This window comes from Sphingomonas yunnanensis (assembly GCF_019898765.1).
Classification (GTDB): domain Bacteria; phylum Pseudomonadota; class Alphaproteobacteria; order Sphingomonadales; family Sphingomonadaceae; genus Sphingomonas; species Sphingomonas yunnanensis.
Genome location: NZ_JAIOKB010000004.1, coordinates 161,270 through 173,334 on the forward strand (window position 1 = coordinate 161,270; position 12,065 = coordinate 173,334).

General features: G+C 71.0%; 14 protein-coding genes. 11 read left to right on the top strand and 3 right to left on the bottom strand.

Annotated elements, in window-relative coordinates; all coding sequences use genetic code 11:
- Positions 1-105 precede the first annotated feature (105 nt).
- Positions 106-540 (top strand): GFA family protein, encoded by a 435-nt coding sequence (locus K7957_RS12915; protein ID WP_343228404.1) that lies wholly within the window; start codon positions 106-108, stop codon positions 538-540.
- Positions 521-1,282: an alpha/beta fold hydrolase gene (locus K7957_RS12920; RefSeq protein WP_223012403.1), complete on the top strand. Its 762-nt coding sequence runs from the start codon at positions 521-523 to the stop codon at positions 1,280-1,282. The genes K7957_RS12915 and K7957_RS12920 overlap by 20 nt, the downstream gene beginning before the upstream one ends.
- Before the next feature lie 118 nt (positions 1,283-1,400).
- Here the strand turns inward: K7957_RS12920 and K7957_RS12925 are convergent, their stop codons facing one another.
- Positions 1,401-2,252 (bottom strand): ABC transporter permease, encoded by an 852-nt coding sequence (locus tag K7957_RS12925; protein ID WP_223012404.1) that lies wholly within the window; start codon positions 2,250-2,252, stop codon positions 1,401-1,403.
- A gap of 61 nt (positions 2,253-2,313) precedes the next feature.
- Here K7957_RS12925 and K7957_RS12930 point away from each other — a divergent pair, with 61 nt between their 5' ends.
- The 4 genes from K7957_RS12930 to K7957_RS12945 all read left to right on the top strand — a co-directional run bounded on the left by K7957_RS12930 (position 2,314) and on the right by K7957_RS12945 (position 7,658).
- A complete protein-coding gene (locus K7957_RS12930; RefSeq protein ID WP_223012405.1) occupies positions 2,314-3,036 on the top strand; it encodes a GcrA family cell cycle regulator in 723 nt (240 codons plus the stop codon).
- A 202-nt stretch (positions 3,037-3,238) separates the two neighbouring features.
- A complete protein-coding gene (gene parE / locus K7957_RS12935) occupies positions 3,239-5,215 on the top strand; it encodes a DNA topoisomerase IV subunit B (protein WP_223012406.1) in 1,977 nt (658 codons plus the stop codon).
- Positions 5,212-5,874: a YoaK family protein gene (locus K7957_RS12940; protein WP_223012407.1), complete on the top strand. Its 663-nt coding sequence runs from the start codon at positions 5,212-5,214 to the stop codon at positions 5,872-5,874. Before parE ends, K7957_RS12940 begins: the two co-directional genes overlap by 4 nt.
- Positions 5,875-6,083: 209 nt before the next feature.
- Positions 6,084-7,658 carry a winged helix-turn-helix domain-containing protein gene (locus K7957_RS12945; protein ID WP_223012408.1) on the top strand — a complete coding sequence of 525 codons (1,575 nt, stop codon included), beginning with the start codon at positions 6,084-6,086 and terminating at the stop codon, positions 7,656-7,658.
- Positions 7,659-7,738: 80 nt separating this feature from the next.
- Here K7957_RS12945 and K7957_RS12950 read toward each other — a convergent pair whose 3' ends face one another.
- On the bottom strand, positions 7,739-8,041 hold the full coding sequence (locus K7957_RS12950) for a UrcA family protein (RefSeq protein WP_223012409.1): 303 nt from the start codon (positions 8,039-8,041) through the stop codon (positions 7,739-7,741).
- Positions 8,042-8,213: 172 nt separating this feature from the next.
- The gene (locus K7957_RS12955) at positions 8,214-8,876 is read right to left on the bottom strand and encodes an RBBP9/YdeN family alpha/beta hydrolase (RefSeq protein ID WP_223012410.1); all 663 of its coding nucleotides are present in this window, start codon (positions 8,874-8,876) and stop codon (positions 8,214-8,216) included.
- Positions 8,877-9,058: 182 nt separating this feature from the next.
- Between K7957_RS12955 and K7957_RS12960 the strand changes: the two genes are divergently transcribed.
- From K7957_RS12960 to K7957_RS12980, 5 genes are all read left to right on the top strand, one after another.
- On the top strand, positions 9,059-9,793 hold the full coding sequence (locus K7957_RS12960; protein ID WP_223012411.1) for a TlyA family RNA methyltransferase: 735 nt from the start codon (positions 9,059-9,061) through the stop codon (positions 9,791-9,793).
- Between the two features lie 108 nt (positions 9,794-9,901).
- Positions 9,902-10,423 (top strand): TspO/MBR family protein, encoded by a 522-nt coding sequence (locus tag K7957_RS12965; protein WP_223012412.1) that lies wholly within the window; start codon positions 9,902-9,904, stop codon positions 10,421-10,423.
- A gap of 24 nt (positions 10,424-10,447) precedes the next feature.
- Positions 10,448-10,708, top strand: a complete 261-nt coding sequence (locus K7957_RS12970) for an accessory factor UbiK family protein (protein ID WP_219754845.1) — start codon at positions 10,448-10,450, stop codon at positions 10,706-10,708.
- Between the two features lie 48 nt (positions 10,709-10,756).
- Positions 10,757-11,263: a type III secretion system chaperone family protein gene (locus K7957_RS12975; RefSeq protein WP_223012588.1), complete on the top strand. Its 507-nt coding sequence runs from the start codon at positions 10,757-10,759 to the stop codon at positions 11,261-11,263.
- 6 nt (positions 11,264-11,269) lie between these two features.
- Positions 11,270-12,058: a pyrroline-5-carboxylate reductase family protein gene (locus K7957_RS12980; RefSeq protein ID WP_223012413.1), complete on the top strand. Its 789-nt coding sequence runs from the start codon at positions 11,270-11,272 to the stop codon at positions 12,056-12,058.
- Positions 12,059-12,065 lie beyond the last annotated feature (7 nt).

The window sequence follows — 12,065 nt, forward strand, 5'->3', positions numbered from 1 at the left end:
CACTGCGTCGAGTGTTGCGCTGCACCATGAGACGTGCGTTTACCCGAGACGCCGCCACAGCTAGGCGAGCTCATCGGCGGAGGGAGCGGCGGTATGGTGCACGAGATGACCGGAGGATGCCAGTGCGGCGGCGTGCGCTACGCCGTGCTGGTCGACGACGACGACGCCTACCTGTGCCACTGCCGGATGTGCCAGCGCGCCACCGGCGGCGTCTTCGCCGCGCTCAAGCAGGTGTCGCGCGCCGCGCTGCGCTGGACCACGCGCGAGCCTGACCGCCGCGCTTCCTCAGCGATCGCGCAACGCGGCTTCTGCCGCGACTGCGGTACCCCTCTCACCTATGAGGGCAACGGCGCCGACCAGCTCGACCTCACCGTCGGCAGCTTCGACGACGCTCGCCGCCTCCGCCCGGTCGGTCATTTCGGCGTCGAGAGCCGCCACGCCGCCTGGTGCGACACCGCCGGGCTGCCCGAGAAACGCACCGACGAGATCCCGCATCTCGTCGCCAAATGGATGGAAACGAGTGGCAAGCTCCCCGACTGAGACACGCTTCTTCAACAGTTTCGACGGCACGCCGATCGCCTGGCGCGAACTCGGCGAGGGGCGGCCGCTGGTGCTGATCCACGGCTATTTCTCGGACGCGCGCACCAACTGGCTGCGCTACGGCCACGCCGCCGCGATCGCCGCGCGCGGCGTACGGGTCATCATGCCCGACCTGCGCGCGCACGGCGGGAGCGGCAAGCCGCACGACGCCGCCGCTTACCCGCCCGACGCGCTCGCGCTGGATGGCGCGGCGCTGGTGCGCCACCTCGGGCTCACGGACTATGACCTCGGCGGCTACTCGCTCGGCGCGCGCACGGTGGTGCGGATGCTCGCGCGCGGCGCGACGCCGCGGCGCGCGGTGCTCGCCGGCATGGGGCTCGAGGGCATCGTTGGCGCCGAGCGCCGCGCCGACCATTTCCGGCACATCCTCACCAGACTCGGCCAGCACGAGCGCGGCAGCCCCGAGTGGCTCGCCGAGGCCTTTCTCAAGACCATCGGGGGCGACCCGGTGGCGCTGCTCGGCGTGATCGACACGTTCGCGAGCACGCCGGCGGAGGTGCTGGCGACGCTCGACTTGCCGACGCTGGTGCTCAGCGGCGTCGACGATCACGACAACGGCTCGGCCGCGGCACTCGCCGACGCGTTGCCGAACGCGCGCTACGCCGAGATGCCAGGCAACCATATGAGCGCGGTGACGAAGCCCGAATTGGGTGAGGCGATCGCGGACTTCGTGGCGGGGTAGCGGTCCCGCTGTGCTCCTGCGGAGGCAGGAGCCTAGGGCCGGCTGCGACGACGTGCGTGGCTCTGGGTTCCTGCGTTCGCAGGAACACGGCTACGCGCCGCACTACCATCGCCGCGCATCAGCTCTTCAGCTTCCACCCGCGCTTGAGCAGGACGTAGCACAACACGCCCAGCGCGACGTCGATCGCGAGGATCACGACGCTTCCCACCGCCACGGGCGAGTCGGCGCTGCCGAGAAAGCCGTAGCGAAAGCCCGAGATCACGTAGAAGAACGGGTTGACGTGGCTGAACGCGCGGAACGCGGGCGCGAGGTGGTCGACCGAGTAGAAGGTGCCCGACAGCAATGTCAGCGGCGCGATCAGGAAATTGGTCACCGCCGCGGCATGGTCGAACTTGTCCGCCCATATCGAGGTGAGCACGCCCGCGAACGACAGGAACATCGCGCCGAGCAGTCCGAACCATAGCACCGCGAGCGGATGATGCGGGGTCACGTGCACGCCCGGCCACAGCGCCATCGCCAGCCACACCGCGCAGCCGACGCAGAAGGCGCGCGTCACCGCGGCACCGACCAGCGCCGCGAGCAGCTCGCCCGTCGACAGCGGCGGCTGGAGATAGTCGACGATATTGCCCTGGATCTTGCCCACCAGCAGCGAGAAGCTCGCGTTGGCAAAGGCATTGTTGAGCATGCCCATCAGGATCAGCCCGGGCGCGATGAAATCGGCGAAGGCGACCGGCGCGCCGCCGACGTTCACCGGGCTTCGCGCCCCATTGGCGACGGTGAAGATGACGAGGAACATCAGCGTCGTCACCGCCGGTGCCCAAACCGTCTGGAGCTGCACCTTGAAGAAACGGCGCACCTCCTTCACATAGAGGGTTCGCAGGCCGCCCCAATTGACGTTCCGGATCACCGGTTCGCCGGGGGCGTGCCTGATGGCTGACGGAATTTGTCCGGTAGGAAGCTGGCTGCTCATCGCCTGTGCGGGTAACCGCTGCGGCGCGCGCCCGCAACCGGAACGCTAGAGGAAGACAAGGATGTCCTGGACCGACGAGCGGATCGATACGCTGAAGACGATGTGGGAGGCGGGCCAGACCGCCAGCCAGATCGCCGAGGCGCTCGGCGGCGTCAGCCGCAACGCGGTGATCGGCAAGGCGCATCGCCTCGGGCTGCAGTCGCGCCCGTCGCCGGTGACGACCAAGGAGGAGGCGCGCGCCGCCGAGCCGGCGCCGGTCGCCGCGCCGGTCGCCGCCGCGCCCGCGCCGGCGCCTGCTCCCAAGCCGGCTGCCGCGCGCGCGCCCGCCCCCGCCCCCCGCCCGTCGCCGCCACCGTTCGAGACCGGGTCGGCGCCGGACGTGGGGGCCGCGGCCGGCGACGCCGAGGACGAGGCGGACGAGACGCCCAGCGCGCCGCCCGCCAAGCGCGAGCCGCTGTTGCGCTCGGTCGGTCCGGGCGGCTTCGTGCGTCAGGCGCCCGGCGAGCAGCAGCCGCCGATCGCGCCGGCCCCGCCGCGTCGACTCGTGCCCGCGCGTACCGCGCCCGAGTTCGCCAACAAGACGTCCCTGCTCGATCTCAACGACAAGATCTGCAAGTGGCCGCTCGGCCACCCCGGCGAGCCCGACTTCCATTTCTGCGGCGACAAGGTGAACCCGGGCTTCCCTTATTGCGTGGACCATTGCGGTCATGCCTATCAGGCGCAGCTGCCGCGGCGCGATCGGCGCGCGCCGCCGCTACCGTTCGGCGGACCCCGCATGCGCTGAGGTTCACCCTCGAGGACGCAGGACCGTGCTGCCTTGCAATGGTGCGAGCGGGGGAAGTCCGCGGCTCGGACGGCCGCGACACGGGCGGCGTTGGTGAAGGGCGCGTCCGCGGGATCGCGGCTCTCGCGACCGGTGTCATCCTAGCCGCACGCCGATCGGGGCGGCGCTTGGGTCGGCGGCCTCGGCTGGTTATAGGGATGCCATGGCCGATCTGTTCGCTTCCCCCACCGCCGGCACCCCTGCCTACGACGCCTCGTCGATCGAGGTGCTCGAGGGACTGGAACCGGTGCGGCGTCGGCCGGGCATGTACGTCGGCGGCACCGACGAGCGCGCGATGCATCATCTCGCCGCCGAGGTGCTCGACAACGCCATGGACGAGGCGGTGGCGGGACACGCCACGCGGATCGAGATCACGCTGGAGGCGGGCAACCGCCTGACCATCGTCGACAACGGCCGCGGCATGCCGGTCGACCCGCATCCCAAGTTCCCGGACAAGTCGGCACTCGAGGTGATCCTCTCGATGCTCCACTCGGGCGGCAAGTTCGCGGGCAAGGCCTATGCGACCTCGGGCGGCCTGCACGGCGTCGGCGTGTCGGTGGTCAACGCGCTGTCGAGCGACACGGTGGTCGAGGTCGCGCGCGACCGCCAGCTCTACCGTCAGCGCTTCAGCAAGGGGCAGACGCTCGGGCCGCTGGAGACGGTCGGTGCGGCGCCCAACCGCCGCGGCACCTCGGTGGCCTTCACCCCCGACACCGAGATCTTCGGCCCCGAGCTGCTGTTCAAGCCGGCGCGGCTGTACCGTCTGGCACGCTCGAAGGCTTACCTGTTCGCAGGCGTCGAGATCCGGTGGCATTGTGCGTCCGAGCTGATCACGGATGACACGCCTGCCGAAGCGATCTTCCAGTTCCCCGGCGGCCTGTCGGACCATCTGCGCGAGCAGATCGCCGGCCGCGATTGCGCCACTGCCGACTTCTTCGCCGGCCAGCAGGACTTTCCCGACCGGCAGGGCAAGGTCGAGTGGGCGGTCGCGTGGCCGCTGTGGAGCGAGGGCAGCTACAGCTGGTATTGCAACACCATCCCCACGCCCGATGGCGGCACGCACGAGCAGGGGCTGCGTCAGGCGCTGGTGCGCGGACTGCGTCAGTTCGGGGACCTCGTCGGCAACAAGCGCGCCAAGGACCTCACGGCGGACGACGTGATGGTGGGCAGCGAACTGATGCTCAGCGTCTTCATCCGCGAGCCGCAGTTCCAGTCGCAGACCAAGGACCGGCTCACCTCGCCAGAGGCGGCAGGCCTGGTCGAGAAGGCGATGCGCGACCATTTCGACCATTGGCTCGGGCACAATATGGAGCGCGGCAAGGCGCTGCTCGGCTATGTGCTCGAGCGGATGGACGAGCGGCTGCGGCGCAAGGCCGAGCGCGACGTCAAGCGCAAGACCGCCACCTCGGCGCGCAAGATCCGGCTGCCGGGCAAGCTCACCGACTGTTCGGCTGACAGTTCGGAGGGCACCGAATTGTTCATCGTCGAGGGCGACTCGGCGGGCGGCTCGGCCAAGCAGGCGCGCGACCGCAAGACCCAGGCGATCCTGCCGATCCGCGGGAAGATCCTCAACGTCGCCTCGGCCACCTCGGCCAAGATCTTCGCCAACCAGGAGATCGCCGACCTGGTCCAGGCGCTCGGCTGCGGCACCCGCAAGGACTGCCGCCCCGAGCAGCTGCGCTACGAGAAGATCGTGATCATGACCGACGCCGACGTCGACGGTGCGCACATCGCGACGCTGCTCATGACCTTCTTCTTCCAGGAGATGCCCGAGCTGGTGCGGCAGGGGCACCTGCACCTCGCGCAGCCCCCGCTCTACCGGCTGACGGTCGGCGCCAAGTCGCTCTACGCGCGCGACGACACCCATCGCGCCGAGCTCGAGCGTACCGTGTTCCGCGGCAAGAAGGTGGAGGTCGCGCGCTTCAAGGGCCTGGGCGAGATGAACCCGAGCCAGTTGCGCGAGACGACGATGGATCCGGCGAAGCGCAGCATGATCCGCATCACGCTGCCGCAGGAATATGAGGAGCGTGCGGGCGTGAAGGACCTGGTCGAACGGCTGATGGGGACCAATCCCGCGCATCGCTTCGCCTTCATCCAGGAGAATGCGGCACGCCTCGACGAGGAGGCGATCGACGCGTGACCCGGCATCCACGACGCGAATGGTGGCTCGCGATCGCGCTGGCGGCGCTGGCGGGCTATGTCGACGCGATCGGCTTCCTGCGGCTCAACGGCCTGTTCGTCTCCTTCATGAGCGGCAATTCGACGCGGCTGGCGGTGGCGCTGGCGGGCGGCTCGCCGCTGGCGTTCACCGCCGCGTCGCTGATCCTCGCCTTCGTCGCGGGCGTGGTGGTCGGCGCGACCGCGGGCGCGGCGCTGGGGCGCTGGCGTCGCCCAGGAGTGATCGTGCTCGCCGCGGTGCCGCTCGCGGTGGCGGCGGCGCTTCCCGAGTTCGGCCCACTCGGTGGGCTCGGCACGGTACTGCTGGCGCTGGCGATGGGCGGACTCAACACCGTTTTTCAGCGCGACGGCGAGGTCAGCGTGGGGGTGACCTATATGACCGGCGCGCTGGTCAAGCTCGGCCAGCATCTCGCGGGCGCGTTGATGGGGGACGGCGCGCGTTGGGACTGGCTGCCGTATCTGCTGCTGTGGTTGGGGCTGGTCGCGGGCGCCTTCCTCGGCACGGCCGACTATGCCGCGCCCGACAATGTCGCGCTGTGGCGCGCGACGGCGGCGGCACTGGGCATCGCGCTGCTGGCGGCGGCGACCGCGACCGCGGGAGAGCGAGCGCCGCGCGAGTGAGACCGGTAGGGGGGTAGGATGGTGGACGGCGAGGCGATCGGCGGGAGACGCGAGCGCCCGTCGCCGCGACGGTACTCGGCCCGTGTCGCGCGACATCGTCTCGCACGCCGGCGTCAAAGTCCGCGGGGCAGTGAATACCGAGGCAAGGTCGGGATGACGCCCGTCATCCCGTGGCGCGCTCTCTGCTCCGCCGCCGCACGCCCCGCGCCATGATCGACCTCGCCCGCGCTGCTGATCTCGAGCTGGCCGGGCTCACCGTCCGCCCCTCGCTCCGCACCGTGTCGCTGGGCACGCGCGTGGAGCTGCTCGAGCCGCGCGTCATGCAGGTCCTCGTCGCGCTGGCCCAGGCCGGCGGGGCGGTGGTGTCGCGCGACGAGCTGGTGTCGCGATGCTGGGATGGCCGCATCGTCGGCGATGACGCCATCAACCGCGTCGTGGGGCGACTGCGCCGCCTCGGAGAGGGCCTGGGTGCGGGCCGCTTCCGCATCGAGACGATCGCGCGGGTCGGCTATCGCCTGATCGTTCTCGACGGGACGGCAAGGTCGACGGCCGCTCGCGTAGCCGACGAGGCGTTCATCCCGCCCGACGTGTCCCCGCAAGCCGGGATCGCCGCCCTGCCACGTCGCGCGCTGATCGCCGGCCTCGGCGTCGCGAGCGCGACGGCCGCGGGAAGCGCCTGGTGGTGGCATCGCGGTCGCGGTGAGTCGCGCTCGCCCGAGGTCGCCGCGCTGATTGCCCAGGCACGCGACTCGCAGCGTCAGGCCGACCGCCAGGGTCTGTGGCAGGCCATCGGGCTGTTGCGCCGCGCGGTCCTGCTCGCGCCCGACGACGCCGACGCCTGGGGCCAGCTCGCGCTCTGCTGCGCGGTCGCCGCGCGGATCGCTGCCGCGGCCGACCGCGCCGCCTTCGCCGAGCGCGCGCTCGCCGCCGAGCGCCGCGCCGAGGTGATCGAACCGGGCAACACCTACGCCGCGCTCGCCCGGATGCGGCGCGCGCCGCTGCTCGGCAACTGGCGCGCGCAGGAGCAGGTCACCGCCCGCGCCGCGCGCGCGCATCCCGACGATGACATGATCGCCGACGCGCTGGGTCGCATGCTCCAGATGGTGGGGCGGATGCGCGAATCGATCGAGCCGTTCACGCGCGCGCTCACGGTCGGCGGTCCGTCGCCGATCGCGATGTACCAGCGCGTCGTCTCGCTGTGGAGCGTTGACCGGCTGGAGGAGGCCGACGGCGCGATGGAGGAGGCATATGCGCTCTACCCGCTCCATTATGCCGTGTGGTTCACGCGCGCCTTCCTGCTCGCCTACACCGGACGTGGCGCCGAGGCGCTCCGCATGATCGAGGATTCGGACCATCGGCCGAGCAGCGTCGACGACGCGAGCTTCACGCTGGCCGCAGGGGGCGCGCGCGCGCTGACGACGCGCGCGCCACGCGAGGTCGCCGCGGCGGCCGCGGCCTATGTCGAGGCGGCGCACCGCGGCAGCGGCCATGCCGAGAACGCGATCCAGTTCCTCAGCGCGGCGGGGCGGCTCGACCAGGCCTTCGCGATCGCGCAGGGCTATTTCCTGCAACGCGGCTTCGCGGTGGGCACGCTGCGCTTCTCGCGGCGGCAGGGCACCTACACCGCGCCCGACCAGAGGGTGAGCTGGTTCCTATTCGCGCCGCCGTGCGCGGCGTTGCGCCGCGATCCGCGCTTCGGATCGCTGGCTCGGACCATGGGGCTGACGCGCTACTGGCGCGAGACCGGCACCCGGCCGGACGATCCTGCCTTGGTACTCGGCTGATCGGCTTCGGCAGGTTTGCGCTAAGGGAAGCGATGGCGACGCCGTCACCCCCGACGCGTCGTCCGACCGCCCCGAGCCCTTCAGCGGGTTGTCAGCGCGGTGGCGTCGCGCTCGCCCAGCGCGATCCGCAACGGGGACGAGCGCCGCGCCGCGCTGGCGACGGTCGCGGCCGCGCAGGCGCGGCGGTCGGCGGCGAGCGGCTGATGCGCGCACAGACGCGTGGCGGCGCGCTCCACCCGCGCCAGCATCGCGGCGCGGCCGGCACTGGTCCGCTGATCGAGTTCGCCCGCGACGATGTGGTAGCTGCCGTTGCCGACGCGATAGCTCTGCGCGGCGGCGGGCGTTGTGGCGGCGACGAGGCCGAGGAGCATGAGCGAGCGCATGGCGAGTCTCCGTTGGCGCGACGGGGATCGTCGCTTCGTCGGAGACTCGCCGTTCGGTGCCGTCCAGTCGCGGCGGCAATGCCGATATGAAACCGATCAATCGCCGATGATCGGATGAAAAGGAGCAGGTCGCGGCACAGCTGAACGCCGGACCGCGGTCACGCCCCGCCCATCAAAGCCGCAGCCCCAACGCCTGTTCACGCGGTCGCGCCAGGATCGCGCGCGCGTCTCCGGGGGTGCGCACCTCACCGTGCGGACCACCGGCGGCGGTGATCACGCGGTCGAGCAGCTCCAGCCCCTCGGGCCAGCGACCCAGCCCGCTCGCGGCGTTGATATGGCCGCACGCGCCGTAGTCGATGAAGTGGCTGCCCCAGTCGACCGCGAGGCTGTGCGCGCGGTCGAGCGTCACCCAGGGATCGTCGCTCGAGGCGACCACGATCGAGGGGAAGGGCAGCGGCTGCTTGGGCGTCGGTGCGAAGGGCGCGAGCTCGGGCGCGACGTCGGCGCGATCGACATCGGCGGGTGCCACCAGCAGCGCGCCGGCAACGGGCCAGCCATAGGGCTGCGGGCTGAGCGATGCCCACCACGCCACCGCGACGCAGCCGAGGCTGTGCGCGACCAGGATCACCGGCGCGCGCGCACTCGCCACCGCCTGGTCGATCTTGGTGACCCAGGTGTTGCGATGCGGTCGATCCCACATCCCCAGCTCGATCCGGGCGGTATCCGGCCGGCTCCTCTCCCACAAGGTTTGCCAGTGCGACGGTCCCGAACCGCCCAGCCCCGGGACGGTCAGAACGGTCGGCTGCACCGACAGATCGAACGCGGAATGTCCCATGACACACCTCCAGTTGGTGAGACCGCGGCGATCGGTCTAGGGGTCGGCACGGCCGCGGCCTCTGACCCTTGAGTATTGCCTACTAAATCGATCGGCAATCCTGCACCGCAGCATTTGACGCGAACGGAGGCCGCCGAGCGACGAGCGGTTGCGGCCAGGCCGTGGCGGCGCGATAGGGCGCCATGCCCAAGCAGCGCGTGGACCAGATGCTCGTCGATCGCGGCCTCGCCGAGTCGCGCACGCGCGCGCAGGCGCTCGTGATGGCCGGGCTGGTGTTCGCCGGCGAGCGCAAGGTCGACAAGCCGGGGCAGGCGCTCGCCGACGACGTCGCGCTGGAGGTGCGCGGGCGCGACCACCCCTGGGTGTCGCGGGGCGGGATCAAGCTGGCCCACGGGCTCGATCGATTCGGCTGGGACGTGACGGGCGCGGTGGCGATCGACGTCGGCAGTTCGACCGGCGGCTTCACCGACGTGCTGCTCAGCTGCGGCGCGGTGCGGGTCTATGCTGTCGACAGCGGCACCAACCAACTCGCCTGGAAGCTGCGCCAGGATCCGCGCGTCGTCGTCCACGAGCAGACCAGCGCGCGCCTGCTCACCGCCGCGCACGTTCCCGAACCGATCGACCTGGTGGTATGCGACGCGAGTTTCATCGGCCTGGCCAAGGTGCTGGAGGTGCCGCTCGGCTTCGTCCCCCCCGGCGGGCGCGTGCTGGCGCTGATCAAGCCGCAGTTCGAGGCCGGGCGCGCCGAGGTAGGCAAGGGCGGGGTAGTGCGCGACCCGGTCGTCCACGCGCGGGTCTGCGCTGAAGTCGTGGCATGGCTCGAGCAGAGCGGCTGGCAGGTACAGGGCGTGGTCGAGAGCCCGATCACCGGGCCGGAAGGCAACGTCGAGTTCCTCGTCGCCGCGACGCGTGCGTGAAAATGGGTAAAGTACCATTTACCTGAGTCGGGCGTTGCGGCAGCAGTACCGGGACGGACCGATCAGGAGACGAGCGTGGGGGGTGTCGCTTCTAGGGAACAGTTGAGAATGTCGTTCCTGCGCTGGGCGGCAGTGGCCGTGCCCGGCGTGCTGCTGCTCGGCTTCCTCTCGGGACGGACGGTACCCTCGGGCGACGCCAACGGCTGGTATCGTGCGCTGGCCAAGCCCGAGTTGACGCCGCCCGGATGGCTGTTTCCGGTCGCCTGGTCGCTGCTGTACGTGATGATGGGGGTCGCGCTCGCGCTGGTCCTGAGCGCACGAGGCGCGCGGTTGCGCTGGCTCGCGCTCGTGCTGTTCGCCGCGCAGCTCGCCGGCAACCTGCTGTGGACCCCGCTCTTCTTCGGGGCGCATCAGGTTTCGGCGGCGTTCCTGCTGATCGTCGCAATCCTCGGGCTGACGATCCTCACCACCTTTGTCTTCGCGCAGGTGCGTCGTCGCGCCGCGTGGCTGCTCGTCCCTTATATGATGTGGCTGGGCTTCGCCGGAACGCTCAACTGGCGTATCGATCAGCTCAACCCCGACGCGGAACGGCTTGTGTCGCCGGCCGCGGCGTCCCAGATGGTCGGTTAAGCGCCTCTACAGGAATTTGAACTTATGCAGTCCGAGAACCATCTGTTCGGCGATCTCGCCAAGCTCTTCAACGGCGCGGCGGGCACGCTCGCCGGCGTCGGGCGCGAAGCCGAGGCGAATGCGCGGGCGCGCGCGCGCGAGTGGATCGGTGGCCTCGACTTCGTCGCGCGCGACGAGTTCGAGGTGGTGAAGGCGATGGCGGCCGCGGCGCGCGACGAGAACGACGCGCTGCGCGCGCGGATCGAGACGCTGGAGGCGGCGCTGGCTGCCAAATCCGGCGTCTGATCGCGCCGCGCCAGGGAAGGGGGCCGCGTGCCAAGCGATAAGTTACTGATGCTCGACGAGGCGGACGACGACACGGCGGGCGAGGCGCCGCTCGACATGCTCGAGGCCTATTTCCTCGCGCATGGCTGGCCGTGCGAGCGCGGCGAGGACGAGATCACCGCGTCGATCAAGGGCAGCTGGACCGAATATGAGCTGCGTGCGCTGTGGCGCGAGGAGGACGGGGTCCTCCAGCTGCTCGCCTTCCCCGACGTTAAGGTGGCCGAGGGCCGGCGCGGGCCGGTCTACGAGGTGCTCGCGCTCGTCAACGAGCAGCTGTGGATGGGGCATTTCGAGATCTGGTCGAGCAGCGGTATTCTACTCTACCGCAACGCCACCGCGATCGAGGCGGAGGACGGCGACGCCACGATGGCGCTGAGCACCGCCGAGCTGCTCGTCGAATCCGCGATCGACGAGTGCGAGCGTTTCTATCCCGTCTTCCAGTTCGTGCTGTGGGGCGGCAAGTCGCCGAGCGAGGCGATCGCCGCGGCGATGGTCGAGACCGCGGGCGAGGCCTGACGCGCGATGCGGCTGTGGATGATCGGCTGCGGCAACATGGCCTCGGCGATGCTGCGACGCTGGCTGGCTAGCGGTGTGGTGGCGGCCGAGGACGTCGACGTGGTCAATCGCCAGCATCGCGTGCTGCCCGTCGGCGTGCGCCAGGCGCGCGACCTGCCCGACGCGCCGCCGCCCGACGCGGTGATCCTCGGCATCAAGCCGCAGCAACTCGACGAGGTCGCGGCGGTGCATCGCGGCCGCGTCGTCGCGGCGCCGCTGCTCATCTCCATGCTCGCGGGCGCCGATCCGGCGCGACTGGCAGCGGCCTTCCCCGGCCCAGTGCCGATCCAGACGATGCCCAACCTGCCGGTCGAGCTCGGGCGCGGCGTGGTGGCGGTGCACGCGCCCGACGCGCCGGCGACGGCACGGACAGTGGCCGACCGGTTGCTCGTGCCACTCGGCCTGGTCGAGTGGTTCGACGATCCGGCGCTGTTCGCCGCCGCTGGCGCGCTCTCGGGCACTGGGCCGGCCTTCCTGTTCCGCTTCGTCGACGCGCTGACCGCGGCGGGAGTCGCGCTCGGTCTGTCACGCGAGGCGGCCGCGGCGGTGGCCCTCGCGACCGTCGATGGCGCCGCGGCGATGGCGTCGGCGAGCGTGCGCAGCCCGGCCGCGCTGGCCGACGCGGTGGCGAGCCCCGGCGGCATGACTCGCGCCGGGCTCGACGTGCTCGATCGCGAACGCAGGTTGGCGGCGTTGCTGGAGGAGACACTGCGTGCGGTGGCGCGACGCGGTGCGGAGATGGCGGCGGGTCAGTAGGCCTCGG